This is a genomic window from Micromonospora sp. CNZ280, assembly GCF_011759515.1.
This window is the reverse complement of record NZ_JAAOYP010000001.1, coordinates 2,789,277-2,814,697: the sequence shown is the minus strand read 5'-3', so window position 1 is coordinate 2,814,697 and position 25,421 is coordinate 2,789,277. Positions and strand designations below refer to the sequence as shown.

The 25,421-nt window shown below is 71.9% G+C and carries 24 protein-coding genes; 4 read left to right on the top strand and 20 right to left on the bottom strand.

From position 1 onward, the window contains the following. Positions 1-31: 31 nt before the first annotated feature. Positions 32-445 (bottom strand): PPOX class F420-dependent oxidoreductase, encoded by a 414-nt coding sequence (locus FHX32_RS13535; protein WP_167181525.1) that lies wholly within the window; start codon positions 443-445, stop codon positions 32-34. Then, the gene (locus FHX32_RS13530; RefSeq protein ID WP_167181523.1) at positions 442-1,011 is read right to left on the bottom strand and encodes an NAD(P)H-dependent oxidoreductase; all 570 of its coding nucleotides are present in this window, start codon (positions 1,009-1,011) and stop codon (positions 442-444) included. The genes FHX32_RS13535 and FHX32_RS13530 overlap by 4 nt, the downstream gene beginning before the upstream one ends. 116 nt (positions 1,012-1,127) lie before the next feature. On the opposite strand from FHX32_RS13530, the gene FHX32_RS13525 reads away from it, so the two are divergent. Continuing rightward, on the top strand, positions 1,128-1,646 hold the full coding sequence (locus FHX32_RS13525) for a MarR family transcriptional regulator (RefSeq protein WP_167181521.1): 519 nt from the start codon (positions 1,128-1,130) through the stop codon (positions 1,644-1,646). A gap of 362 nt (positions 1,647-2,008) precedes the next feature. Here FHX32_RS13525 and FHX32_RS13520 read toward each other — a convergent pair whose 3' ends face one another. Together FHX32_RS13520 and FHX32_RS13515 are read right to left on the bottom strand one after the other, a co-directional pair. Continuing rightward, positions 2,009-2,335 carry a hypothetical protein gene (locus FHX32_RS13520; RefSeq protein ID WP_167181519.1) on the bottom strand — a complete coding sequence of 109 codons (327 nt, stop codon included), beginning with the start codon at positions 2,333-2,335 and terminating at the stop codon, positions 2,009-2,011. A 59-nt stretch (positions 2,336-2,394) separates the two neighbouring features. Next, complete coding sequence (locus FHX32_RS13515; RefSeq protein WP_167181517.1) at positions 2,395-2,730, bottom strand: hypothetical protein; 336 nt, start codon at positions 2,728-2,730, stop codon at positions 2,395-2,397. Between the two features lie 668 nt (positions 2,731-3,398). Here FHX32_RS13515 and FHX32_RS13510 point away from each other — a divergent pair. After that, positions 3,399-4,304 carry a putative RNA methyltransferase gene (locus FHX32_RS13510; RefSeq protein WP_167182720.1) on the top strand — a complete coding sequence of 302 codons (906 nt, stop codon included), beginning with the start codon at positions 3,399-3,401 and terminating at the stop codon, positions 4,302-4,304. A 4-nt stretch (positions 4,305-4,308) separates the two neighbouring features. Here the strand turns inward: FHX32_RS13510 and FHX32_RS13505 are convergent, their stop codons facing one another. The 9 genes from FHX32_RS13505 to FHX32_RS13465 all read right to left on the bottom strand — a co-directional run bounded on the left by FHX32_RS13505 (position 4,309) and on the right by FHX32_RS13465 (position 14,470). Beyond that, on the bottom strand, positions 4,309-4,989 hold the full coding sequence (locus tag FHX32_RS13505) for a DUF4272 domain-containing protein (RefSeq protein WP_167181515.1): 681 nt from the start codon (positions 4,987-4,989) through the stop codon (positions 4,309-4,311). 107 nt (positions 4,990-5,096) lie between these two features. Further along, complete coding sequence (locus tag FHX32_RS13500) at positions 5,097-6,377, bottom strand: thymidine phosphorylase (protein WP_167181513.1); 1,281 nt, start codon at positions 6,375-6,377, stop codon at positions 5,097-5,099. A 194-nt stretch (positions 6,378-6,571) separates the two neighbouring features. Continuing rightward, on the bottom strand, positions 6,572-7,276 hold the full coding sequence (locus tag FHX32_RS13495; protein WP_167181511.1) for a cytidine deaminase: 705 nt from the start codon (positions 7,274-7,276) through the stop codon (positions 6,572-6,574). 13 nt (positions 7,277-7,289) lie between these two features. After that, positions 7,290-8,570 (bottom strand): ABC transporter permease, encoded by a 1,281-nt coding sequence (locus FHX32_RS13490; protein WP_167181509.1) that lies wholly within the window; start codon positions 8,568-8,570, stop codon positions 7,290-7,292. 3 nt (positions 8,571-8,573) lie between these two features. Further along, the gene (locus FHX32_RS13485; RefSeq protein ID WP_167181507.1) at positions 8,574-9,929 is read right to left on the bottom strand and encodes an ABC transporter permease; all 1,356 of its coding nucleotides are present in this window, start codon (positions 9,927-9,929) and stop codon (positions 8,574-8,576) included. Then, on the bottom strand, positions 9,926-11,467 hold the full coding sequence (locus FHX32_RS13480) for an ABC transporter ATP-binding protein (RefSeq protein WP_486481108.1): 1,542 nt from the start codon (positions 11,465-11,467) through the stop codon (positions 9,926-9,928). Before FHX32_RS13480 ends, FHX32_RS13485 begins: the two co-directional genes overlap by 4 nt. A gap of 261 nt (positions 11,468-11,728) precedes the next feature. Then, positions 11,729-12,793 carry a BMP family ABC transporter substrate-binding protein gene (locus FHX32_RS13475; protein ID WP_167182716.1) on the bottom strand — a complete coding sequence of 355 codons (1,065 nt, stop codon included), beginning with the start codon at positions 12,791-12,793 and terminating at the stop codon, positions 11,729-11,731. A gap of 277 nt (positions 12,794-13,070) precedes the next feature. After that, positions 13,071-13,412, bottom strand: coding sequence for a hypothetical protein (locus FHX32_RS13470; protein ID WP_167181504.1), 342 nt, complete (start codon positions 13,410-13,412; stop codon positions 13,071-13,073). Positions 13,413-13,477: 65 nt separating this feature from the next. After that, on the bottom strand, positions 13,478-14,470 hold the full coding sequence (locus tag FHX32_RS13465; RefSeq protein WP_167181502.1) for a hypothetical protein: 993 nt from the start codon (positions 14,468-14,470) through the stop codon (positions 13,478-13,480). A gap of 99 nt (positions 14,471-14,569) precedes the next feature. On the opposite strand from FHX32_RS13465, the gene FHX32_RS13460 reads away from it, so the two are divergent. Then, positions 14,570-15,172 (top strand): TetR/AcrR family transcriptional regulator, encoded by a 603-nt coding sequence (locus FHX32_RS13460; protein WP_486481048.1) that lies wholly within the window; start codon positions 14,570-14,572, stop codon positions 15,170-15,172. Between the two features lie 24 nt (positions 15,173-15,196). Here FHX32_RS13460 and FHX32_RS13455 read toward each other — a convergent pair whose 3' ends face one another. The 7 genes from FHX32_RS13455 to FHX32_RS13425 all read right to left on the bottom strand — a co-directional run bounded on the left by FHX32_RS13455 (position 15,197) and on the right by FHX32_RS13425 (position 24,091). Further along, on the bottom strand, positions 15,197-16,618 hold the full coding sequence (locus FHX32_RS13455) for a hypothetical protein (RefSeq protein WP_167181497.1): 1,422 nt from the start codon (positions 16,616-16,618) through the stop codon (positions 15,197-15,199). After that, the gene (locus FHX32_RS13450; RefSeq protein WP_167181495.1) at positions 16,615-17,037 is read right to left on the bottom strand and encodes a hypothetical protein; all 423 of its coding nucleotides are present in this window, start codon (positions 17,035-17,037) and stop codon (positions 16,615-16,617) included. The genes FHX32_RS13455 and FHX32_RS13450 overlap by 4 nt, the downstream gene beginning before the upstream one ends. Positions 17,038-17,052: 15 nt before the next feature. Then, positions 17,053-17,760: a glycosyltransferase family 2 protein gene (locus FHX32_RS13445; RefSeq protein WP_167181493.1), complete on the bottom strand. Its 708-nt coding sequence runs from the start codon at positions 17,758-17,760 to the stop codon at positions 17,053-17,055. Between the two features lie 340 nt (positions 17,761-18,100). Then, positions 18,101-19,909 (bottom strand): glycoside hydrolase family 13 protein, encoded by a 1,809-nt coding sequence (locus FHX32_RS13440; protein WP_167181491.1) that lies wholly within the window; start codon positions 19,907-19,909, stop codon positions 18,101-18,103. 244 nt (positions 19,910-20,153) lie between these two features. Beyond that, positions 20,154-20,966: a sugar ABC transporter permease gene (locus FHX32_RS13435; protein ID WP_167182710.1), complete on the bottom strand. Its 813-nt coding sequence runs from the start codon at positions 20,964-20,966 to the stop codon at positions 20,154-20,156. 234 nt (positions 20,967-21,200) lie between these two features. Further along, positions 21,201-22,841: an ABC transporter permease subunit gene (locus FHX32_RS13430; protein WP_167181489.1), complete on the bottom strand. Its 1,641-nt coding sequence runs from the start codon at positions 22,839-22,841 to the stop codon at positions 21,201-21,203. Then, positions 22,841-24,091, bottom strand: a complete 1,251-nt coding sequence (locus FHX32_RS13425; RefSeq protein WP_167181487.1) for a sugar ABC transporter substrate-binding protein — start codon at positions 24,089-24,091, stop codon at positions 22,841-22,843. The genes FHX32_RS13430 and FHX32_RS13425 overlap by 1 nt, the downstream gene beginning before the upstream one ends. 198 nt (positions 24,092-24,289) lie before the next feature. On the opposite strand from FHX32_RS13425, the gene FHX32_RS13420 reads away from it, so the two are divergent. After that, positions 24,290-25,378, top strand: coding sequence for a LacI family DNA-binding transcriptional regulator (locus FHX32_RS13420; protein WP_486481047.1), 1,089 nt, complete (start codon positions 24,290-24,292; stop codon positions 25,376-25,378). The last annotated feature ends 43 nt before the right edge of the window (positions 25,379-25,421 follow it).

Sequence of the window (25,421 nt, the reverse complement as noted above, 5' to 3'; positions counted from 1 at the left end):
GCGGCGGACCGGCCGCCGACCCGACCGGCCCTCACGGGCGCCAGCCGTAGAGCCGGTCGACGGTGAGCCGGAGCACCAGGCGGCCGTCGGCGACCATCGCGGCGCGGTAGTCGGCCCAGTCCGGGTGCTCGCCGCGGATCTTCCGGTAGACCTCGACCAGTTCCTCGACCGTGGCGTCGTCCTCGGCGGCGGCCGGTGCGCTGAAGCTGACCGTCCCCTCGGCCACGGCGTACGCCCCGCCGTCCGGCGTGCTGACGTGGAAGCTGGCCCGCGGGTCGCGGCGCAGGTTGCGCACCTTGGCCCGGTCGGCGGTGGTCGAGCATCGGATCAAGCCCGGCTCGGCGAGGTAGTCCACGTTGGAGAGCTGGGGCCGGCCGTCCCGGCGGAGGGTGACCAGGACGCCCCGGCCGCGCTGCCCGAACAGCTCCCAGAGCCGGGCGTTCACGCGGGCACCCGCAGCGACGTCAGGGCGGCGGCCAGCCGGGCCACCTCGGCGAGCATCACTTCGGCGGCGGCGTCCCGCCCGGCGTCCGGCCGCAGCGCGCCGGTGTCGTCCAACGCCTCCCGCAGGAACACGGTCACCGCCTCGTTCACCGGCACCATCTTGAGCGTGGTCACCACCTGCTTGATCATTTGGACCGCGCGCAGGCCGCCGGAGGTCATGCCGTAGCTGACGAAGCCGACCGGCTTGTACTGCCACTCGGTGTAGAGGTAGTCGATGGCGTTCTTCAACGGAGCGCTGAAGCCGTAGTTGTATTCCGGCATGACGAAGACGAAGGCGTCCCCGGCGGCGACAGTGGCGCTCCAGTCGCGGGTGTGCTGGTGCAGGTAGCGCCCCTCGGACGGGTGGTGCGGCTCGTCGTGGAAGGGAAGGGCGAGTTCGGCGAGGTCGACCAGGCGCACCTCGTCGAAGGCGCCGTGGCGGGTGGCGAGTTCGGTGAACCAGTCGCCGATCCGGCGGCCCACCCGGCCGGGCCGGGTGCTCGCGACGATGACGGTCAGGCGGGGCATGGCGGGATCACTCCGATGTGAATCGGGTCGGCCAGGGGTCGGGCAGGGTAGTTGACATGTCACTCACCCTAGGAGCAGGTTGGTGACGTGTCAACCAGATGACTACGCTGACCGGCATGGAGCAACCACGCTGGCTCGACGAGCGGGAGCAGCGCGCCTGGCGGGGCTACCGCCGGATGCGCCGCCTGCTGGACCTCGAACTGGCCCGCGAGCTGATGCGGGACGCCGGGCTCTCCGAGCCCGACTACGACGTCCTCTCCGATCTCTCCGAGACCTCCGGGCAGCGGCTGCGGCTCAGCGAACTGGCCGACCGGATGCTCTGGTCCCGCAGCCGGCTCTCCCACCACCTCACCCGGATGCAGCAACGCGGGCTGGTCACCCGCGAGGAGTGCGCGACGGACGGCCGGGGCGCGATCGTCGCGCTCACCGCCGCGGGCCGGCAGGCGATCGAGGCCGCCGCCCCCGGCCACGCGGCGGCCGTCCGGCGGCACCTCATCGACCTGTGTACATCCGAGGAGATCGCCGCCCTCGACGCGCTCACCCACCGGGTGATCGCCCACCTGACCGATCCCGACCGCCGTGCGGCGCCGACCCGACCGGGCCAGGGTGCGGTGGGGCGGACCGGGCTCCCCTGATCGGGAAGCTCGGCTCACAGATCCCGGTTTGAGGGCGCAGACCCACCGGAGGCCGCACCCCCGCTTCGGCCTCCGGGTGGCGTCCAACGCCGGACCGTCGATCTTCCGAACCGTGCGCCTTCGTCGGCCGTGCCGAGCATCCAGCGCAGTCGACCGTGAAGCCGTCCGCCCTTGAGCCCTCAACCCCTAGCGGCATCACCTACGGACAGGGACGGCGTTACTGCGCGGCGGCCAACGACGCGGCGTAGCCGCGGCCGGTGAGCGTGGCGACAAGTGTTGCGGGGTCGACGCCAGTAACGCCGACCCCGCCCCACCGCTTCGCCCTGCCGCCGCTACCCCTTCAGGTCGCGGACAACGATCGGTTACTTCAGGGCCACGCCGCCCGTGGAGTACTGATCGCCCGAGGGGCAGTACGCGTACGACGGCTGGCCACTGCCCGCGGTCTTGTACGGGCCATAGGCGTACGTGTAGTAGTACTCGGTCCCGCCGGCGTACCAGTGCCTACAGGTGATCTTTGCCGCGTAGTAGCCGGTGCCACCGTGGCACACCGCGACGATCGAGTTGGTCGTGTAGCGGGCCCATGAACAGTCGGTCGGGGTGGCGAGCGCGGGTGACCCAGTGGCGGCGAGCGCGCTGACCGTCATCGCCGAAGCGGCGAATATCCCGGCAGCGAGTCTACGAATTCCCACGAAATTCCTCCGAATTTGCCAACACGGTTTTCATTGGACGGGACAACGACAGGCGCTGGTCAGGAGATCTCGATCCAGTCCGAAGAATAGTAGGACTGCACATTGTTGACTTTGGGGCAGTAGGAGTACGAGACCTGACCGCTTCCAGCGGTCTTGTAGGGGCCGTATCCGTTGGTGTACCGCGTCGCACCCTCGTAGGGTGAGTAGTGGCAGCGCACGACCGAACGGAAACTGCCGGTGCCACTGTTGCAGATTGCGAGGGCGGCGGTCGCGCTGTACTTCCCGTGGGAGCAGCTCTGCGGCGTGGCCTGCGCCGGGCTCCCGCTCATGGCGACCAGGCCACCGACAATCGCCGCGCACGACAATGCGGAAGCCGCAATTCTTCGGATGTTCATGTTCCTCCCCGTTTCAACACCAGCGGCGCAATCCCGTTAAGTCCGCTGCTCGACGTGACTGGAACGTTATCAGTTCCAGCCAGTCGTGTACAGGAGGACACATTGACGCTAGAAAGATTACTGGAGGTAACTTTCGGCGCGGGTCTTCATCATCTCCGTCACGCTTCCGTTTGTCATTCTCCGTTTCCTCGGGCCGCTTGGCCAGGGCATTCGTGATGGCCGGCCACCCGCGATCGGCTCGCTCGCCGTGTCAGCCGGACACGGAAGGTGATCTTCGCGTCCAGGGCGCCGGGACCGGGCGACCGACCCGCCGCCGCCCCGGCGTTCGCCTCCCGGCCGGCGCGGCTACCTAAATGACCGGATCGCTCCCGATGGGGAGAGGTACGCCATCGATAACCACGCTCGGTGTGATGCCCGCCGACGGCCGCCGGGCATCGAGCAGACCGTCTCGGTCACGTCGCCGCCTCCGCCGGCACCCTGGCCAACCTGCTCACCCCGACGAGCTAGCCGCCCTGCACGGGCGCACCCGCGTCGTCGACCGGCTGGCCGCTCCTCGCCCGTCGGAATACGGCCGCCGCTGGCACGGCTCACCGCACGATTCCCCGACCCCACTCCCGTACGCTGCCCTGGTGACCGCGCCGCACCCGTCCGACCAACCCGGAGGCGCGCTGCACCCCAGGGTGCTCGAACGACTACGCTGCCCGGTCTGCGGCGAGCCGCTGGCCGAGGCCGGCGACACCCGAGGGCTGCGCTGCCCGCGCCGGCACACCTTCGACATCGCCCGTCAGGGCTACGTCAACCTGCTCGCCGGCCGCGCCCCGCACGCCGGAGACACCGCCGAAATGGTCGCGGCCCGCGCTGACTTCCTCGCCGCAGGCCACTACGACCTCATCTCCGCCGCCCTCGCCCGGGCCGCCACCGAGGCCGCCGCCAGCTACCGGGCCGCCCGTTCTCGGCCAGCAGCGGCGCGTACGCCGGCAGACGGAGCAGGCCTCGGGGTGCACCCCCTGATCGTGGACGCTGGCGCCGGGACGGGCCGGCACCTCGCCGCGGTACTGGCGGCGCTGCCGGACGCCGTCGGCCTGGCGCTGGACGTGTCGAAACCGGCGCTGCGCCGCGCGGCCCGCGCCCACGAACGCGGGGCGGCGGCCCTGGCCGACACCTGGCAGCGGCTGCCACTGGCCGACGCCTCCGCGGCCGTGCTGCTGAACGTGTTCGCCCCACGCAACGGCGCCGAGTTCCGCCGGGTGCTCGACCCGGCGGGGGCGCTGCTCGTGGTCACTCCGGCCGAGGACCACCTCGCGGAACTGGTAGGGCGGCTCGGGCTACTGCGCGTGGACCCGGCCAAGGCAAGACGGGTTGCGGACAACCTCGGCGGACATTTCACCGAGATGGTGGCGAGCGAGCACCGGCGCGAGCTGCGGCTCACCGCGCCAGAGGTCGCCACTTTGGTCGGCATGGGCCCGAGCGCCTGGCACACCGACCCGGCCGGCCTGGCCGCTCGTATCGCCGCCCTGCCCGAGCCGGTCGAGGTAACCGTGGCCGTGCGGCTGGGCGCGTACCGGCCGCGCTGATCGCTCAGGTGGAGAGGTCGACCTCTTCCCAGCCCGGGGGCTCGTCGTGGTACGGCCCGCGCAGGATCACCGCCCACTCCAGCGCCCACCGTCGCTGCCCGATCGCGTTGGCGTCCACCAGGCCGGGCGGCGTCCGGCCGGCCCGCTGCACGTCCAGGTACGCCCAGTCCAGGCAGTAGTGCAGGTCGAGCAGGGCCGCCGCGTCGGCCGGGTGCTGCGGGGCGGCCAGGATGCGCGAGCGCCACTGCCCGAAGGTCTCCCCGCCGGCGATGTACGGCATCCGCTCCACCAGCCGCTCGTCCACCGGCAGCGTCGGGTCGAGCTGCTTGGTCAGCCCGAGCACCCAGGCCAGCGCGAAGAGCGCGTCGTGGTGCAGCACGAACGAGCGGTGGTCGCCCCGGCCGCCGGTCACGAACTGCCACTCCGGCGGGGTGACCATCTCGACCAGGTGCGAGGCGAGCAGCCAGCTCATCGCGGCCTGCGGCGGCATGCCGAAGCAGCGCGCCAGGATCAGGTGCAGCACCGCGACCCGCGCCTCTATCTCGACCGTGGGGCGTAGCTCGATCTGGTCGCCGGGCTCCCAGACCAGCGGGAACTGCGGCGGTGGCAGGGGCAGGCGCAACCGGGACAGCTCGTCCAGGCTGGCCTCGCGCACCTCACGGGGGTCGGGGGCAGCAACGATCACGGCGGAAAATTCCTGTCTGCTCGCGACGGCTCAGCGCCGGTGTTCCCCCCTTGGCCTGGGAGAATAGCGCTCCGAGGTGACCAGCACCATGCCGCCCCGGCGACCGCTCAGCCGATCCGCTCGATCACCAGCGGGGTCGCGGCCGGTGCGGTCGGGGAGATCCGCACCGCCGGCTCCGCCTCGGCCAGCGCCGCCGGGATCCGCCCGGCGTGCTCGGCGCGCAGCTCGTAGAGGGGCTCGCCGGCTCGCACCGCATCGCCCGGGCGCTTGTGCAGCACCACGCCCGCCGGCACGCTGACCGGGTCCTCCTTGCGGGCCCGGCCGGCGCCGAGCCGCCAGGCGGCCACCCCCATGGCGTACGCGTCGACCGCCGCGACGAAACCGTCCGCGTCCGCGCGCACCACCTCGACCTCGTTCGCGGTCGGCATCGGGGCGTCCGGGTCGCCGCCCTGGGCCCGGATCATCGCCCGCCAGGCGTCCATCGCCCGGCCGTCGCGCAGCGCGGCCGCCGGGTCGGCGTCCGGCAGGCCGGCCGCGTCGAGCATCTCCCGGGCCAGCGCCAGGGTCAGCTCCACCACGTCGGCCGGGCCGCCGCCGGCCAGCACCTCGACCGACTCGGTCACCTCCACCGCGTTGCCGATGGCCCGGCCGAGCGGGGTGGACATGTCGGTGAGCAGGGCGACGGTCCGCACCCCGTGCGCGCCGCCCAGCTCCACCATGGTCCGGGCCAGCTCGCGGGCGTCGTCGACGGACTTCATGAACGCGCCGGAGCCGACCTTGACGTCGAGCACCAGCGCGCCGGTCCCCTCGGCGATCTTCTTGCTCATGATCGAGCTGGCGATCAGCGGGATCGCCTCGACGGTGCCGGTCACGTCGCGCAGCGCGTACAGCTTGCGGTCGGCGGGGGCGAGCCCCGCGCCCGCCGCGCAGATCACCGCCCCGACATCCCGCAGCTGGCCGATGAACTCGTCGTTGCTCAGCGCCGCCCGCCAGCCCGGGATCGACTCCAGCTTGTCCAGCGTGCCGCCGGTGTGCCCGAGGCCGCGTCCACTGAGCTGCGGCACGGCCGCGCCGCACGCCGCTACCAGCGGGGTCAGCGGGAGGGTGATCTTGTCGCCGACGCCTCCGGTGGAGTGCTTGTCGGCGGTCGGGCGGTCCACCGCGGAGAGGTCGAGCCGCTCCCCGCTGGCGATCATCGCGGCCGTCCACCGGGCGATCTCGGCCGGCGTCATGCCGCGCAGCAGGATCGCCATGGCCAGCGCCGACATCTGCTCGTCGGCGACCAGCCCTCGGGTGTACGCGTCCACCACCCAGTCGATCTGCCCGTCCGACAACACCCCGCCATCCCGCTTGACCCGAATGACGTCAACCGCCGTGAAAGCACTCATCAGCTAGATCTTTCCTCGTCGTAGGGCAGAAACCGTGCCCCGCCCGGGTGCCACGCCGCAACCGACCCGCGGCGGCCGACCACCACGGGATCGGGCCGACCGCGCCCGGCGGAGGGATCAAGCCTGACCGCCCGGAGCCGGGTGCGGTCGGCCCGATCCCCAAGCTCGACCACGTGGGACCGGACAGGCCACGTTCAAGCGGACCAACGAACCGGGATCTCCATCGGCGGCTCACCCTCACCCGCCCAGAAGATGGTCCCGGCCGCGTCCACCACCACCACCCGCGGCGTCCGCGCCAACCCCCAGGTGATCGCCTCCGCCGGGTCGTCCCAGCTCGGGCCCTCCTCCAGCACCCCGGTCTCGGCGCCCGCGTCAGCCCCGGCGGACCGTTCCCAGTACGCCGTCCAGACCTGCTGGCCGGCGGAGAGGTCCGGGTGGACGAAGACGGTGCCGCGGCCCCGCCAGGCGGCCAGCCGCTCCGGCACGACCGGCACCGGCGTCTCGCCGGTGACGGCCTCCAGGTCCTCCACGCCGAACGCGTGCGGCAGCAGTTCGGCCATCCGCAGCGGCCGGCCCTTCGCCTCGATCAGGCACTCCGGGCCGCCGTTCTCCCAGAGCAGCTGCCGGCACCGGCCGCACGGCATGAGCGGCTCACCGGTGGCGTCGACGCAGGACAGCGCGACGATCCGGCCGCCGCCGGTGGCGTGCAGGGAGGAGACCACCCCGCACTCGGCGCAGAGCACCACGCCATACGCGGCGTTCTCCACGTTGCAGCCGACCACCACCCGGCCGTCGTCGACCAGGGCGGCGGCCCCGACCGGGAACTTCGAGTACGGCGCGTACGCGTGCCGCATCACCTCGGTGGCGGCGGCCCGCAGCCGCTCCCAGTCGATCTCCATGGGTACTCCCCCGTCAGCCCTTGATGTACGGCTTGCCGTCCGCGGCCGGCGCCCGGACCCGGCCGACCAGCCCGGCCACCGCCAGGATCGTCGCCAGGTAGGGCAGCATGGCCAGGAACTGGCTCGGGATCACGCTGTTGATCGCGCCGAGGTAGGTGCCGAGCTGGTCGGCGAAGCCGAAGAAGAGCGCCGCGAGCAGCGCACCGGTCGGGCTCCACCGGCCGAAGATCAGCGCGGCCAGGGCGATGAAGCCCTTGCCACCGATCATGTTCTTGGTGAACGAGTAGAGCGCCAGCGTGTAGGAGGCGCCACCGATGCCGGCCACCACCCCGGCGAGCAGCACGTTGCGGTAGCGCAGCCCGAGCACCCGCACACCCAGGGTGTCGGCCGCGGTCGGGTGCTCGCCGACCGCGCGGGTCCGCAGCCCCCAGCGGGTGCGGAACAGCGCGATGTGGATCACCAGCACCAGCAGCAGGCCGAGGTAGAGGAAGATGTTGCCGCGGAACAGCGCCGGTCCGAGCACCGGGATGTCCTTGAGCAGCGGGATCTCCCAGTTGCTGAACCGCGGGGCGCTGTTGTACCGCTGCGCGTTGGTCTGCATCAGCCGCTCGTAGATGAAGCCGGTGACGCCGACCGCGAGCAGGTTGAGCACGATGCCCATGACGACCTGGTCGACCAGGTAGCGGATGGCGAAGACGGCCAGCAGCAGCGAGATGAAGGCACCGCCGATCGCCGCCGCGACCAGGCCCACCCAGACGCTGCCGGAGATGCTGCCGAAGAGCGCGCCGCTGAAGGCGCCCATCAGCAGCTGGCCCTCGATCGCCACGTTGACCACGCCGGAGCGCTCGCAGAGCACGCCGGCGAGCGCGCCGAAGATCAGCGGCAGGGCCAGCACGAACGTGCCGCGCACCATGTTGACCAGGGGCATGAAGTTCTGCCCGGTCGGGGCCGCGGAGACCTGCCAGCAGAGGAAGGAGAGCACGAAGCCGATCAGCCCGACGCCGAGCACCAGGGTGAACCAGCGCTTCGGCAGCCCGGCGAGCATCGCCACGCCGGCGGCGATCGCGACCACGCCGAAGAGGATCGCGCCGACCGTGCCGTTGATCTTCAGCGCGGCGCCGGCGGCGTCCTCGCTCAACGTGAAGCGGGCCGGCTGGTCGGTGGCGAGCGCGCCGAAGAGCACCGCGCTGATCAGGCCGAGGCCGAGCAGGGTCAGGCCGACCTTGCGGGTACGGGTCCAGAAGCCCTCGTCGACCGGGGCGACCGCGATGTCGGGGACAGCCATGGTGGACATGACTTACCAGCCCTTCGCCAGGCTCGTCTGCAACCGGGCGGCGCGCGCGGCCCGGAGCTGGAAGATCGCCTTCACCAGGGCCGGCGCGGCGATGAAGATGACGATCAGCGCCTGGAGCACGGTGACCAGCTCCAGCGAGATCCCCGAGTACGACTGCATCCGGTTGCCACCGGCCTGGAGCGCGCCGAAGAGCAGCGCGGCCAGCGCCACGCCCCACGGCTTCACCCGACCGAGCAGGGCCACCAGGATGCCGTCGAAGCCGATCTGCGCGACCACCAGCGGGGTCAGCGCGCTGGCGGTGGAGCCGAGCACCATGTTCGAGCCGCCGAGGCCGGCCAGGATCCCGGAGAACACCATGATCAGCACGTACGTCCGGGTGACGCTGATGCCGGCGGTCCGCGCGGCGTCCGGGTTGGCGCCCACCGCGCGCAGCTCGAAGCCGAGCGTGGACCGGTTGAGCAGCCAGGCGACCGCCCAGGTGGCCAGCACCGCCACCAGGATGCCGGCGTGCACCCGCAGGTTGTCGCCGAGCAGCCGGGGCAGCTGGGCCGAGGCGTCCACGGGCCGGCTGATCGCGTCGGTCCGGCTCGGGTCCTGCACGCCGTTCTGCACGATCAGCCAGGTCAGGAAGTACGTGGCGATGTAGTTGAGCATGATCGTGTTGATCACCTCGTGGGCGCCGGCCCGGGCCTTGAGGATGCCCGGGATGAAGCCCCAGATCGCCCCGCCGACGGCACCGGCGAGCACCGCGACCAGCACGTGCAGGACGGGCGGCAGCGGCAGCAGGAAGCCGGCCAGCGCGGCCAGGATGACGCCGATGGTGGCCTGGCCCTGGGCGCCGATGTTGAACAGGCCGCCCCGGAAGGCCAGCGCGACCGAGAGCCCGGTGAAGACCAGCGGCGCGGTGTAGGTGAGCGTCTCGGAGATCGGCGCGAAGACCGCCTCCCAGCCGTTGCTGCCGTTCAGCCAACCGGAGAACGCCTCCGGGTCGAAGACCGCGCCCTTGAACAGGTTGGCGTACGCCTCGCTGACCAGCGTCCAGCTGGCGTTGATCGCGTCGGACGGCCGGGCGGTGATGTAGCCGTAGGTGGCCAGCACGTCCGGGTCCGAGACGATGATCAGGACCGCGCCGACGAGCATCGCGAGCACCAGCGACAGCAGGGTCACCGTGAAGGTGTTGGCGGCCCAGAGGTTGTCCAGGAACAGCCGTCCCAGCGACGGCCGGCCCCCGTCGCCCGGCTGCTTCGGCGTGGTCGCCGTCTCGGCCCGCTCGGTGTTGCCGAGCGCGGTCTGTGCGGCCTGCGCCTCCGTCGCCGGCTCCTTGTCCGGGGAGCCCGACTGGGGGTCTGGGTTCGTCATGCCTTGTCCTCGCTGCCTGGGACCTCGGGGGCCGGAGCCGCCGCGCCGTCCGGGGCCGTGGCGCCGCCGGAGGTGTCGGGGGCGCCGGTCGCGTCGGGGGTGATGCCGGCCATCAGCAGGCCGATCTCCTCGCGCGGGGTGTCCGGGCCGACCACGCCGATGATCCGGCCGCGATACATCACGGCGATCCGGTCGGCCAGGCCGATCACCTCGTCGAGTTCGCTGGAGACCACCATGACGGCGGTGCCGATGTCCCGCTCCCGGATGACCCGGCTGTGGATGAACTCGATGGAGCCCACGTCCACGCCGCGGGTCGGCTGGGCGGCGATGAAGAGCTTCAGCGGCCGGGACAGCTCCCGGGCCACGATCACCTTCTGCTGGTTGCCGCCGGAGAGGGTGCCCACCGCCGCCTCGGCGGAGGAGGTACGGACGTCGAACTGCTCGATCCGCTCCCTGGCCGACCGGGCGATCTCGTCCGGCTTCAGCGCCAGGCCGACGCCGAACGGCGGCTGGTCGTAGATGTCCAGCACCAGGTTCTCCGCGACGCTGAACTCCTTGACCAGGCCGTCGACGCTGCGGTCCTCGGGCACGTAGCCGACGCCGGCGCGGAGCACCTTCTTGGTCGACCAGCCGTGCACCGGCTGCCCGTCGAGGGTGACCGTCCCGGCCAGCAGCGGACGCAGGCCCATGATCGCCTCGATCAGCTCGGTCTGGCCGTTGCCCTGCACGCCCGCGATGCCGAGCACCTCGCCCGCGTGCACGGTGAGGTCCACGCCGTCCACCGCGCGCACCTGCCGGTCGTCGTCGACGACCAGGCCGGCGACCTCCAGGACCGGCCGGCCCGGCGTGGCGGGGGTCTTGTCCACGGTGAGCCGGACGCTCCGGCCGACCATCAGCGCGGCCAACTCGTCCCGGCTCGCCTCCGGCGACGCGGTGCCGACGGTCCTGCCGCGCCGGATCACCGTGATCCGGTCGGCGATCGCCTTGACCTCGCCGAGCTTGTGGGTGATGAAGACGATCGACTTGCCGGCGGCCTTGAGCGACCGCATCACGGCGAGCAGTTCCTCGGTCTCCTGCGGGGTGAGCACCGCGGTGGGCTCGTCCAGGATCAGCAGGTCGACGTCGCGGGTGAGCGCCTTGACGATCTCCACCCGCTGCTGGATGCCGACCGGCAGGTCCTCGATCACCGCGTCCGGGTCGACCCGTAGGTTGTACCGCTCGGAGACCTCGGCGACCTCGCGCCGGGCCCGGCGCCGGTCCAGGAAGCCGGCGAGGCCGCCGCGCACCTGCTCGGCGCCGAGCATGATGTTCTCCGCCACGGTGAAGACCGGCACCAGCATGAAGTGCTGGTGCACCATGCCGATCCCGGCCGAGATCGCGTCCGACGGGCCCTTCAGCTTCAGCGGCTGGCCGTCGACCAGGATCTCGCCCTCGTCGGGCTGGTAGAGCCCGTAGAGCACGTTCATCAGGGTCGACTTGCCGGCGCCGTTCTCGCCGAGCAGGGCGTGGATCTCTCCAGGCTCCACCGTCAGGTCGATGTGGTCGTTGGCGACCAGATCACCGAACCGCTTGGTGATGCCGCGCAGTTCGAGTCTCAGCGCAACCTCCTGGAGTGCGAAACGATGGTGCAGCGTAGCTGCCGGCCGGTCGCGGCGCGGGGCCGGTCGTGGGGTGGAGCGGATCGGCCGCCCCGGCCCCGCGGGTGAACTCCCGCGGCGCCCGGGGCGGCCGGATCGTCGTGCCGTACCGCTCGCCGGCCTACCCGGGTGATCGTCTCACCACGGGCGGCCGGCAGAGCGTCACTTCGGCTGGGCCTTGGAGGTGACCGTGACCGTGCCGGCGGCGATGTCCGCCTTCAGCTTGTCGACCTCGGCCTTCAGCTCGGCCGGAACCTTGCTCTCGAACTCGTGGTACGGGGCCAGCGAGACACCGTTGTTGGCCAGGGTGCCCAGGAAGCCCGGGTTGGCGCTGAGCTTCTCGCCACCGGCGGCCTTGAGCACGGCCTCCTTGACGGCGTCCGGAATGTTCTTCACCACGGTGGTGATGATGGCCGGGCAGTCCGGGGTGCTCTGGCAGCCGTCGACGTCGACCCAGATGGTGTTGTACTTGCCGCCCGAGGCCTTCGCCGCACCCGTGGTGCCGAGGCCGGCGCCGCCGGCGACCGGCATGATGATGTCGGCGCCCTGGGCGACCAGCGCGTCGCTCACCTTCTTGCCCTCGTCCTGCTTCTCGAAGGAGTTGGTGAAGGAGCCGTTCTGGGTGGCCTTGTCCCAGCCCAGGACCTTGACGGTCTTGTTCTTGGTCTTGTTGTAGTGGGCCACGCCGTCGGCGTACCCGTCCATGAAGATGGTCACCGGCGGGATCTTCAGGCCGCCGTAGGTGCCGACGGTGCCGGACTTGGTCATCCCGGCGGCCAGGTAGCCGGCCAGGAAGCCGGCCTGGGCGGTGTCGAACTGCATCGGGTAGACGTTGCTCTCCGGCAGCTTCGCGTCGACGATGCCGAACTGCTGGTTCGGGTTCGCCTTGGCGATCTTCGAGGTGGCGTCGGCCATCAGGCCGCCGACCGCGAGGATGAAGTCGCACTTCTGGTTGACGTACTGGGTCAGGTTCGGCTCGTAGTCCGCCTGGGCCTTCGACGCCACGTACTTGATGTCGATGTTGTCGTTCTCGGCCTTGGCGGCCTGCAGGCCCTGCCAAGCGGAGGTGTTGAACGACTTGTCGTCGATGCCGCCGACGTCGGTCACCATGCAGGCGCTGTACTTCTTGCCGCCGTCACCGGCGCCGTTGTTCTCATCGGGGGCCTCGCCACACGCGGCGGCGCTCAGCACGAGCCCACCCACCGCGAGGACCGAGGCGATCCGCATCCCACGCACCGAGCGCAAGACGTCTCCTTCCCATTGCACACCGCGGGTCGCGCGGTGGCAGCCCATTAGCCGGCCTGGCGACTTGCCGCCGGCGTCCCACGTTACGGACGGGAGCGTACGCCCGCGCCCACCCACCGGCCGACAATCGTGCACGACTGTTGAGTGCCTGTTACCCCTATGTAACCCTTGGGTGGGCCAAGTCACTCTCGGTGCTGGTAGGCAAGCGTCCGGGCGTCGCGAACGTCCGTTTTCCCGGGCCGTCCCGCTTTCGGGGACGTTACCGCCAGAAGACCGCCACCGCCGCGTTGACCAGGGTCAGACCGATGATGGCGAGGAAATGGCCGCGGTTGACCACGTCACGCTTCCGGGAGAAGAAGACCATGACGAAGATCAGCAGCGCGAGCACCAACTTGGTAACAAGCTTCGCCGGGGCCGGCTCGTCGCCGTCGCGCAGCGGTGCGGCGAGGCCGATGCCGGTCAGCAGCATGATCACCGAGCCCCAGAGCATGGCGGGGTTGATCCGCAGCCGCCCGCTGAGGTACTGGACGATCGCCCCGCCCAGCAGCAACGCGAACCCGATCAGGTGGACGTAGCGCAGTATCAGTCTCAGAGCTTCCACGGCGACCATCCTCCCCTATCAACGACAGTTTGTAGTAGGGGGCGGATGGTCATTGGCGGCGCGGGTCAGGCGGCGACCTCCGCCGGCCGGGCGGCGACCGGCTCGCCGGCCGGGGCCGGGGTAGGCCGGGCCAGCAGCACCAGGGCGAGGCCGACCGCGGCGTACCCGGCGAGCACGGCGAGCGGCGTGCCGGCCCCGGCGCCGTCGAAGAACGCCGCCGAGCGGAGCAGCGTGCCGCCGGCGCCCACGGGCAGCCACTGGCCCACCGCGCCCCACGGCTGCGGCAGCAGCTCGGGGGCCGCGCCGACCGCCGAGAGCGGGTTGCCGACCAGGAAGATCAGCAGCGCGCCCAGCCCGATCCCCGCACGGCCGAGCAGCGCGCCCAGGCCGGTGACGGTGGCCGCGGTGGCCAGCCCGAACAGCCCGATCGCGGCCGCCTCGGCGAGCCAGCCGCCGCCGAGCAGGCCGAGCCAGCCGTGCAGCACCGCCACGCCGACCCCGCCGGCCAGCACGGCGTACGCCGCCAGCCCGGCCAGCCGGGCCGCCCGGCCGGTGACCAGCAGGGCGAGCAGCACCCCGGCGAGCATGCTGGTCAGCGCCAGCGGCAGGAAGCCGGCGGCGAACCCGGCGCCCCGCGGATCGTCCGGGTCGGCGGGAACCACCTCGACCACCGGCACCGGCCGCCCGGCGGAGAGCTGGCCGGCCGCCTCGGTGAGCAGCGCCGCCACCGTCGGGCTGGCGGCCGGGGCGGTGTGCAGCGCGACCCCGTCCGGGCCGGCGACGAAGGCCGCGTAGACCTCGCGGTCGCGCAGCGCCCGGTCGGCCGCCGCCGCATCCGGCAGGGTGGTGACCTCGAACGCGCCGGGCCGCGCGGTGGCGAGCCGGCCGGCCAGTTCGGCGGTGACGGGTGCGGGGCCGGCGACGGCGACCGGCAGGTCGCGCGGCGCGAGGTTGGCGGCCGGTGCCGCGAACAGTGGTACGAGCAGCGCCTGGACGCCCACCACCAGGACGGCGGCCAGGACGGCGAGCAGCAACGGCGAGCGGGTACGGGTCGACATGTCCCATCTCCTAAAACGAACGCTCGTTCTCTTTGAGGTTCAGGCTCCTCCCGCTCCACCCCGCTGTCAAGAACGATCGTTCGCTTTACGATGTATCCCGTGCCACGTGTCTCGGCCGAACACCTCGCCGCCCGCCGCCGCCAGATCGTCGACGCGGCCCGGCGCTGCTTCCTGCGGGAGGGTTTCCACCGCACCTCGATGCAGGACGTGATCGCCGAGGCCGGACTCTCGGTCGGCGCCGTCTACCGCTACTTCCCGAGCAAGAACGACCTGATCAGCGCCATCGCCGAGGAGGCGGTCAGCGGGGCCGGCGAGGTGCTCGCCGGGTTGGCCCGGCACGACCCGCCGCTGCCGCTGGTCGAGGCGCTGGACCGCGTCCTGACGTACGTGGAGGCCCAGCTCGGCACCGACGGCGTGCTGCGCATCGCGATCCAGGTCTGGGGCGAGGCGCAGCGCGACCCGGCGCTGGCCACGTTCGTCGCGGAGAAGTACACCGGCTTCCGCAGCCAGTTCGGGCTGCTGGTGCGGCGGGCTCAGCAGGCCGGCGAGCTGCCTGCCGACACCGACCCGGACGCCATCGCCGCGGCACTCTTCGCCCTCATACCGGGCTGGTTCACCCAGCGCATCCTGACCGGCGGGCCGGACCGGCGGACCTACCTGGCCGGGGTGCGGGCCCTGCTCGGCGCGACGCCGCGCGGCTAGCTCCGGCGACGTCCGACGCCCCGGTCAGCGCCCGTCGGCGGCCGACACCGCCCGGTCAGCCGACACCCGCGGGTCGGGCTCCGCGTCCCCGCCGGCCGGTCCCGTCATCTCCTCCGGCGGCGGCTCGGCGACCGCCGGCTCGTCGCTCCGGTCGGCGGTGACGGCGACCGCTACCCAGCCGGCGCAGCTGAGCGCCGCGAGCAGGACGACCAGCACGGCGACCCGGGCCGCCGAGGTGCGCAGCCACCAGTCGATGTCGTTCGGCCCCAACGCGTAGGTCAGCGTGAGGGCGGCCAGGTAGCACCCGCAGAGCGCCCAGAGCCAGCTGTCCGACCCGAGTCCGGCCCGCCGGCGTCGACGCCGCAGGAACAGCGCGCCCAGCAACGCCACGGCCAGCGCGGCCGCCGTCACCGGCCCGACCACGTCGCGCAGCACCCGCAGGGTCGTCCGGTACCGCTCGACCGTCTCCGGGTCCCAGCCGGACACCGTGCCCCGGCCGGCGTGCCCGGTGATGTCGGAGCGGGCACCCAGCAGCCGGGCCAGCAGCGCCCAGCCGACCCCGGCCAGCACCGGAAGCCAGACCAGCCCGGCCCGCCGCAACCGGGCCCGGGCCCGCACCGTGGCCAGCACCGCGACCGCGCCGGCGACCACCAGGCCCTCGTTCTTGGCCAGCGCGGCCACGGTCAGCAGCAGCAGGGCCAGCGCCGGTCGGCGCAGCGGGTCGGCCGCGAGGAGCAGGGCGACCGCGGCGCCGGCCGCGGCGGCCGACCAGAGCGGATCGACGTAGCCGCTGGTGAGCGCGTGCGGCGCGGTCGACCAGGTGGCCAGGCCGACCCCGATGGCGAGCGGCCAGGCGACCGGGGCCGGGGCGAACGCGAGCACCCGGCGCATCAGGTGCACCAGCATGGCGATCGCCGAGAAGCCGATCAGGATCCCCACCGCCTGCGCGGTCCGGAAATCCGGCTCGGCGACACTCCACACCGCCGCCAGCGGAGCCGAGGCGAGCGGCGGGTAGTCGGTGTGCGAGAAGACGAAGCCGGCACTGCCGATCGCCTCCCGGGCGTACCCGCCGTCGTGCGACAGGTAGCCGGCGCGCAACCACCAGATGGAGTGCGGATCCCAGCGGACCGCCGGTTCGAGGACGAAGAGCAGCGGCGGGAGCAGCGGGAGGGCGGTCAGCAGCGCGGACGACCAGCCGCCGTAGGGCACCGGCTCGCCGGGCCGGCGCAGCAGCCACCACGCCAGCGCCGCCGCCGCGGGCAGCACCAGCGCGAGCCAGAGCACCAGGGGCCCGCCGGCGAGCAGCATCAGGATCACCGCGGCGGTGCTCAGCAGCGCCGACACCAGGGGCGCCAGCAGCACGGCGAGGTACGGGCTGCGGAGCAGCGCGTACGCCAGCGGAAACCCGCCAACCAGGAGCGACAGGCCGGCGACGACCGGCGTCATCGGTCGGCCCGCCGCACGATCAGCCGGACCCGCGGGCCGGTCGGCCCCGGTTGCTCCACCGCCGCGACGCTCACCAGGAAGTCGGCCGCCTCCGGGGTGCCGACGACCAGGCTGCCGGCCAGCGCGGCGAACTCGGCCAACCGCTGCCGCCACAGGGTCCGGTCGGCGGCCGCCGGCACCGGATAGACCCGACTTCCGGGCGGCACCTGGTCGGCGAACTCCCGGCGCAGCGACTCGAAGTCCACCTGGGAGCGCCGGCCCCCCTGGTTGTGCTCGGGGTTACGCAGATAGGTGACCCCGTGACCGGTGGCCTGCCAGGCCCCTTCACCGGTCGCGACCAGACAACCGACGCCGAGGGTCGCCACGACGACCCGGACGACGAGGCGACCGACGGCCCCCGCACCACGCTCTCTCGCCATCACGACCTGCCGCGCTCAGTGGGCAGGGGTGCCGGTGGGGCGGCGGCGGGTGCGCTCGCGGCCGAGGATCCAGAGCGCCTCGACCCCGTCCTTCCAGGTGATCTTCTTGCCCTCCTCGCGGCCCCGCGCCCGGTAGCTGATCGGCACCTCGTACGGGCGGATCCGGCGACGCAGCAGCTTGCCGGTCACCTCGGCCTCCATCCCGAAACCGCGGGAGCGGATGTCGAGCGAGCGGTAAAGGGCCACCGGCATCAGCTTGAAACAGGTCTCCAGGTCGCCGATGTAGGAGTTGAACAGCACGTTCGCCGCCATCGTGACGCCCTTGTTGCCCATCACGTACCAGAAGCTGTAGGCGCTGTGGCTGCCGAACGTGCGATTGCCGTAAACCACCGTCGCCCGGCCGTCGAGCACCGGGTCGAGCAGCTTGGGGATGTCCTGCGGGTCGTACTCCAGATCGGCGTCGAGGATGACCAGGTAGTCACCCTCGGCATTGTCGACAGCTGTCTTGATGGCCGCGCCCTTGCCCGCATTACGCGCATGCGTGATCACCCGCAGTCGGGCGTCGTCGGCGCGGCCGAGGATCTCACCGGTGCCGTCCCGGCTGCCGTCGTCGACCACGACGAGTTCGACCGCACACGGGTAGTCGACCGCCAGCGCCTGCTTCACGGCATCCGCTACGCGTGCCGCTTCGTTGTAGACGGGCATGAGGATCGACAGCTTCAAAGGAATCTCCGAAGAATCGACGGCGCCGATGGCGCCGGCTCGCGGGTGACCGACAGGAAGGCGTCAGTGAAACAGATCGGACATCGAGCCGCCGCCCCTATGGAAAAAGGACCCATAACGGAAGCGGCACGCCCGAGGCAATTGCCACCCATGCCGCCGATTCGACCCTGACCAGCGCGTCGACCGACGGGTGGACGATCAGAATCGGCGGCAACAGCCAGCAGGTTGCACGTCGTTCGGGTAATTGTTGAAGACGTTCGTACGTCCACTCATTCCGCCGGACCGGCAATTCCGTACCGAGGTACGCCCGGAAGCCGGAAATCCGCGATCGGCACCGCCGTCAGAGCCGCCACACCTGGAAGGTCGGGCCGTCACCCGGCAGGGTGGACACGCCGTCCGGGTCCGGGCGCAGCGCCGGGGCTCCGCCGTGGACGTTCTCGCCGGCCGGCAGGCCGGCCAACCGGACCGGCGCGCCGGCCGCCCGCCGGGCCAGCACCAGCACCGCCCCGGTCGGGGCCTCGCGGAGGAACACCAGCGTGTCGGCGTCGACGTGCAGCCAGCGCAGTCCGCCCCGGCGCAGCGCGGGCTCGGCGTGGCGCAGGGCGAGCAGCGCCCGGTAGGTGGCGAACGTGCCGGCGTCCCAGCGCTCCGGTCGGTGCCACGGCATCGGGGTGCGCGACCCCTCGCCGTTGTCGCCGGTCAGCCCCAGTTCGTCCCCTGCGAAGATCATCGGAATGCCCGGCATGGTGGCGAGCAGGCCGGCGGCGACCTCGTGCCGGGCCGCGTCGCCGACCACCGTGCGGATCCGCGCCGAGTCGTGCGAGCCCAGCAGCTGCCACGAGTGCACATACGACCGCCAGGAGACCAGCGACCGGTAGGAGTTCATGGTGACGAGCACGGCGTCGGCGTCCCGGCGGGCCACCCCGCCCGGGGTGCCGAGGAAGTTCGGCAGCGGCTGGTCGCCGTGGCGCAGCCAGGACCAGACCGGGTCGGTGAACCCGACGTAGTTCATCGTGCCGTGCCAGCCGTCGCGGTCCAGGTCACCGGTGTGGTCGTGACCGTGCTCGGCCATCAGCAGCCCGTCGGCGCGGGTCTGCGAGACCACCCGGCGCAGCAGCGCCGCCACCTCGTGGGTGTACGCGTCCGCGCCCCGCCGGCCGGTCATGTTTGCCACGTCCACCCGCCAGCCGTCCAGCCCGTACGGCGGGCGCAGCCAGCGGCGCAGCAGCGCGTCGTCGGCGGTGGCGAAGCGGCGGCGCAGCTCGGCGCTGCCCCAGTTCAGCTTCGGCAGCGACTTGACCCCGTTCCAGGACTCGTAGTCGCCGGTCACCTCGTCGAAGTAGTACAGCTCCCGCTCGGCCGCGCGCACGTCCGAGCTGGCGGCGGTGAACCACTGGTGCGCGTCGCCGGTGTGGTTGCTGGTGATGTCGCCGAGCAGCCGCCAGCCCCGGGCCCGCACCGCGTCGGCGAGGCGGACCAGCGCGGCGTCCCCGCCGAGCAGCGGGTCCACGGTGTCGAAGCTGGCCGCGTCGTAGCGGTGGTTCGAGCGGGCCGGGAAGATCGGGGTCAGGTAGACGGTGTTCACGCCGAGCCGGGCCAGGTGGTCCAGCCGTTCGGCGATCCCGTCCAGGTCGCCGCCGTAGAACTGGCGCGGGGTCTCCGGGCCGCGCCCGATGACCGGGGTGTCCCAGTCGCAGGGGATCGCCCAGTCGGGCAGCGGCCGGCCGTCGGCGGCGGCCGAGCGGGCGAACCGGTCCGGGAAGATCTGGTAGACCACCGCGTCCCGGGCCCAGGCCGGCGGCGGGTCGTACGCGACCAGCCGGAAGTCCCCGTGGTCCGGCACGTCGTGGTCGACCAGCCCGGCGGCGTTCAACCAGCGGCGGCCGCGCGCGCCGGTGAGCAGGAACCGGTAGTTGCTGACCGGGTTGCGCACCTGCACCGCGGCCCGCCACCAGACCTCGCCGCCGGCCGAGCGGTCGACGACCGCCTCGGTGAACCGGGGCTCGCCGTCGCCGGTGGTCCGCACGTGCACTTGGCGGACGTCGGCGCCGGCCGGCACCCGGACGAAGACGTCGACGGTGTCGCCGAGCGACGGCTCCTGCTCGGGGACGTACAGCTCGGACCCGTCGTGGTGCGGCTGGATCGGCATGGTCGGACCTTTCGGGTTGGGTCGGCCGGGGAGAGGAAGGGACGCCGCCGCGGCCGGTTTCCCGGCCGCGGCGGGCAGCCCGTGGCTGCTCCGGTGTACGTCGACACGACGCCCTTGCCGCAGCTCGCACCGGACGCCGCGGTCGCGGTGCGGGGATGGCGGCCGCTCGCACGGTCGCCGGCGGTACCTCAGCGCGGTGGCACCGCTCGCCGCGCTCACGACGGCGAGCGGCCACCACCGCGGGTCATCCCTTGACGGCTCCGGCGGTCAGCCCGGAGACGATGTAGCGCTGGAGAAGCTGGAACACCAGCACGGTGGGGATCGCGGTGAGCAGGGTGCCCGCCGCGAACATCCCGAAGTTGTTGTTCCGCTCGCCAGCCACCAGGCCGAACATGCCGACCGCCAGGGTCTTCGACTCGGTGTCGGTGAGGAACACGTTCGCGATCATGAACTCGTTGATGGTGCCGATGAAGGAGAGCAGGGCGGTCACCGCCAGGATCGGCGCCACCAGCGGCAACATGATCCGGAAGAAGACCTGGGCGTGAGTGGCGCCGTCCATGGTGGCCGACTCGTCCAGCTCCCGGGGCAGGGTGTCGAAGAACCCCTTCATCAGCCAGGTGTTCACGCCCAGCGCGCCACCCATGTAGAGCAGGAACAGCCCCCAGGGCGTGTTGAACCCGATGCCCGGCCACAGGTCGGTGACCGTCGTGAAGATCAGGAAGATCGCCACGATCGCCAGGAACTGCGGGAACATCTGGATCAGCAGCAGGGTGAGCAGCCCGATCCGGCGGCCGGCGAACCGCATCCGGGAGAAGGCGTACGCGGCCAGCGCGGAGAGGAAGATCGACACGAAGCTGGCCGTGCCGGCGATCAGCAGGCTGTTGAGGAACCAGTGGCCGAAGGCGGTCCGCTCGAAGAGGTTGCCGAAGTTCTCGAACGACACACCGCCGGTCGGCACCAGCTCGGTCGAGGAGAGCGTGCCGCGCGGATTCAGCGCCGCGGAGAGCACGAACAGGATCGGGAAGAGGCTGAACGCCACCGCCAGCACCCCGACCACGTGCCGCCAGCCGACCTGGCGGAACCACTGGTTGCGCCGCCCGCCCCGGGCGTTGCGGTTGGCGACCGGCGCGCCGCCGGCCGTGTCACCGGCGGCCCGGACGCCGCTGCTGCTGAGGGTGCTCACCGGAGCCACCCTCCGGTCGCGACTGCGGGGCTCGCGAGCTCACTCCTCGCGCTCACCGGACCCACCTTCCGTTCGCGACTGCGGGGCTCGCAAGCTCACTCCTCGCGCTCACGAATACACCTCCTCCTGCTTGCGGGTGCGCCGGAAGCTGATCGCCGAGACCGTCGCGACGATCGCGAAGATGAAGATCGACACCGCGGCGGCCATGCCGAACTCCGCGCCCTGCGCGCCGAACGCCAACCGGTAGGTGTAGGTGATCAGCAGGTCGGTGGCCCCGTTGGTCGGGTTGTCGGCCGGGAACGGCCCGCCCTCGGTGGTCAGCCAGATCGCGTTGATGTTGTTGAAGTTGTACGCGAACGACGCGATCAGCAGCGGGGAGAGCGCGACCAGCAGCAGCGGCAGGATGACCGACCGGAACGACTGCAACGGCGACGCGCCGTCGACCGAGGTGGCCTCGGTCAGCTCGCGCGGGATGGCCTGGAGCGCGCCGGTGGCCACCAGGAACATGTACGGGTAGCCGAGCCAGAGCTGCACGAGCAGCACCGCGGCGCGGGCCGACCAGTCCTGGCCGAACCAGTCCACACCGAGCCCGAACAGGTTGTTGATCAGGCCGAAGTCGGTGTTGAACATGTCCCGCCAGACCAGCAGCATGGCGAACGACGGCATGGCGTACGGCAGGATCAGCAGCACCCGGTAGAGGTTGGTGCCGCGCATCCGGGGCGAGTGCAACGCCAGCGCGATGCCCATGCCGAGCAGGAAGGTCAGTCCGGTCGAGCCGATCGCGAAGGCGAAGTTCCAGACCAGCGTGCCGAAGAACGGGCCGGAGATGGCCGGCTCGGTGAGCACCCGGGCGAAGTTGTCGAACCCGACGTTGACCTTCCAGCCCTGCGCCAGCCGCTCGCCGTCGGCGGCCACGAAGGCGCCGCTGGACTCGTCAGCGGTCCAGGTCCTGCCGCTCTCGGTGTCCCGGACGCAGTCGCAGCCCGCGTCGTACGCCCGCATCGCCTTGCCCTCGTAGGCGCGGGTGAGGCCGGTGGAGCGGATGGCGCCCCCGGTGGTCGGCACGATCAGGTCGGTGATCTCCTGGCTGCGGGCGCCGGCCTGGCCGAAGTTCAGCACCGTGTAGCCGTCGGCGGCGGTGACCTTGCCGCCCGGGGCGACCGTGACGTCGGCCGGGTCGAGCCGGCGCAGCCCGTCGGCATCGCCGACCGACACCACCCCGGTGGCCGGGTCGGTGACCAGGAAGACCAGCGGACCGGTGGCGGGGTCGCCGGTGGTGGCGATGGAGAGGGCGTACTCGGTGGAGCCGGGCACCTGCTTGACCGAGGCGGTCTGGATGGCGACGATCGCGTCGTCCTTGCTGCCGCGGTGCCCGTCGCCGAAGTTCGTGAAGGCGGTGCTCGCCGTGTAGAGCACCGGGAAGACCTGGAAGGCGATCAGGAAGAGCGTGCCGGGGACCAGGTACTTGGCCGGGACGTGCCGGCGGGTGAGGTAGAGGTAGAACAGTCCGGCGGTGATGACCGCCAGCAGGGCCAGCCCGGCCCACTTCTCGGCCTCGATGAGCGGGAAGGCCGCCCAGATCGCGATCCCGGCCACCAGGCCGAGCAGGACCACCTTGACCAGCAGGCCGGTCACGGTGATCGGCGCGTGGTTCCGCGCGGTACGGGACGAGCGCGGGAGCCCGGAGCCGACGGGCTCCCGGCCCGGGACCTGCTGGGCAGGTCCCGGGCCGGACAGCGGCGTGCTCATTACTTGATCTGGCCGGAGATGGTCTTGCCGGCCGCGGTGATCGTCTTGGCCGGGTCGGCGCCGCCGATGATGGCGGCCTGCGCCTTGCCGAACGGGTCCCAGATCGCGGCCATCGCCGGGATCGCCGGGAGCACCTGGCCGTTCTTGCCGGCCTCCTGGAACTTGGCCAGGTCCGGGTCGGTGCCCTTGACCTGGTCCAGCGCCGCGGTCAGCGCCGGCGGGCGGGGCTCGGCGTTGTACAGCGCCACGGCCAGCTCGGGGGTGGTGACGTAGTTGGCCACGAACTCCTGGGCCAGCGCCTTGTTCTTGCCCTTGGCCGCCACGTAGAACGCCTGGACGCCGACGAACGGCTGGGCCTCCTTGCCACCGGCGAAGCCGGGGACCGGGGAGATGTCGTACTTGATGTTCGCCTTCTTGGCGTCCGCGATGGCCCACGGGCCGGAGACCAGGAAGGCGCACTTCTTGGCGCCGAAGGTGGCGATCGAGTTCTCGGCGGTGATGGAGCGTTTCAACGCACCCTCACCCTTCTCGCCGAGGGCGGCGATCTTCTTGAACGCCTCGATCGACTCCGGCTTGCCCACGCCCAGGTCCTTCGGGTCGTAGTCGCCGTTGGCGGCGGTGCCGAAGAGGTAGCCGCCGGCCGAGGTGTACAGCGGGTAGATGTGGTACGCGTCGCCGTTCTGGCCGGACTGCAGGCAGAGGATCTCGCTGGCCTTCTTCTCCGCCTTGAGCTTCTTGCCGGTGGCGACCAGTTCCTCGATGGTCTTCGGCGCCTCGGGGGCCAGCTCGGTGTTGCGGATCAGGGCGAGGTTCTCCATCGCGTACGGCACGCCGTAGAGCTGACCGTTGAACGTGACGGCCTTGACGGCGGTGGAGTTGAAGCCGTTCTTCTGCTCGGCGGTGAGCTGGACCGGGTCGATGGCCCCGTTCTGCACCAGGTTGCCGATCCAGTCGTGCGCGCCGACCACCACGTCCGGGCCGCTGCCCTGCTGGTGGGCGGTGACGAAGTTGGTCTGCAGGTCCTTGGAGACGGCCTGCACCTCGACGGTGACGCCGTTCTCCTGGCCGAACTTCTCGGCGAACGGCTTGAGGGCCGCGGTCCGCTTGTCGTCGGCCCAGATCACCAGCTTGCCGCCGGCGGCAGCCTTGGGGGATTCGTTGGCGGCCGGCTCGTCGCTGCCGCCGCCACAGCCGGACGCGGCGAGCGCCAGGGCGAAGGCGGCGACCACACCCGCGGTACGGATGCGCATCGGTACTCCTGTCGTCATGGCGGTCCGCCGGGGGAAGGGCGGCCCGCCAGTGGAAACCTCTGTAAGTTCTTGCCAACCGGCGCTAGGGTGCCGCGCCGCTGCTCTCGCATGTTGCGGGGACGTTAGCAAGGCATTTCAGAGAATGGAAGGGCTTGCAAGAGTGTCCGCAAGAACTTGCCCGTGAGCTAAAGTGCCGCCATGCGCGCTCGACTGTCCGACATCGCCCAACAGGCCGAAGTCAGCGAGGCCACGGTGTCGCGGGTGCTCAACGACCGCCCGGGAGTGGCCCCGGAGACCCGGCAGGCCGTCCTGACCGCCCTCGACGTGCTCGGCTACGAGCGCCCGGCCCGGCTGCGCAAGCGCAGCGCCGGCCTGGTCGGCCTGGTCGTCCCGGAGCTGGACAACCCGATCTTCCCCGCCTTCGCCCAGGTGATCGAGTCGACCCTGGCGCAGAGCGGGTTCACCCCGGTGCTGTGCACCCAGACCGCCGGCGGGGTCACCGAGGACGAGTACGTCGAGATGCTGCTGGACCGGCAGGTCTCCGGGATCGTCTTCGTCTCCGGCCTGCACGCCGACACCGCCGCCAACCACGACCGCTACCGGGCGCTGATCGCCCGCCCGCTGCCGGTGGTCATGATCAACGGTTACGTGCCCGGCATCGCCGCACCCTTCGTCTCCTGCGACGACGGCGAGGCCGCCGAGCTCGCGGTGGCCCACCTGGTGGCGCTCGGCCACCGCCGGATCGGCCTGATCACCGGCCCGGACCGGTTCGTGCCGGTGCAGCGGAAGGTGGCCGGCTGGCGCAGCGCGATGAGCCGGCTGGCCGGGCTGCCCGCCGCCGACCTCGACGAGCTGGCCGAGCTGTCACTGTTCGGTGTGGAGGGTGGCGAGGCGGCCGCCGGCCGGCTGCTCGACCGGGGCGTCACCGGCGTCGTCTGCGGCTCCGACCTGATGGCGCTCGGCGCCATCCGGGCGGCCCGGCAGCGCGGCCTGTCGGTGCCGGCCGACGTCTCGGTGGTCGGCTACGACGACTCGCCGCTGATGGCGTTCACCGACCCGCCGCTGACCACCATGCGCCAGCCGGTGACGGCGATGGCGGTGGCCGCGGTGCGGGCCCTGGTCGACGAGATCAACGGGCACGCCGCGCCGCACTCGGAGTACCTGTTCCGCCCGGAGCTGGTGGTGCGCGGCTCGACAGCGGTCGCCCCGGCGGCCGGCGGCCGGCCGGTCGGCGGCGGCGTGAGCGGGCAACGGCCCGCGCCGCCCGCGCTCGCCGTGCCGGCCTGATCCGGTGATCGGCGTCATTTCTTGCGCAAGAACTGCTTGACTC